Origin of the sequence: Cohnella baijiui (genome assembly GCF_020731285.1) — a bacterium.
In the GTDB taxonomy this organism is placed as follows: domain Bacteria; phylum Bacillota; class Bacilli; order Paenibacillales; family Paenibacillaceae; genus Cohnella.
Genome location: NZ_JAJFOW010000387.1, coordinates 1 through 228 on the forward strand (window position 1 = coordinate 1; position 228 = coordinate 228).

The 228-nt window shown below is 40.8% G+C and carries 1 pseudogene; it reads left to right on the top strand.

What is annotated here, in order from left to right:
- Positions 1-228: pseudogene (locus tag LKX83_RS33070) on the top strand (flagellar hook-associated protein FlgK); the annotation flags it as partial.

Below are 228 nucleotides of genomic sequence, written 5' to 3' on the forward strand. Positions count from 1 at the left end.
ATTCCAAGCTATATTGAACGAATGAATAATCTAGCCTCATCTATGTTTGAAGCGGTTAATGAACTGCATAGACAGGGATATAACCTCGATGACATTGCAAATGGTTCGCATACTCCAGTCGATTTCTTTACAACCAAAAGCGGAGCGGCCACACCTGCGAATGCTTCTGATTTCAAAGTGAATCCTGATATTATGCAATCGGTACGAAAGATTGCTATCGCTGCTAAA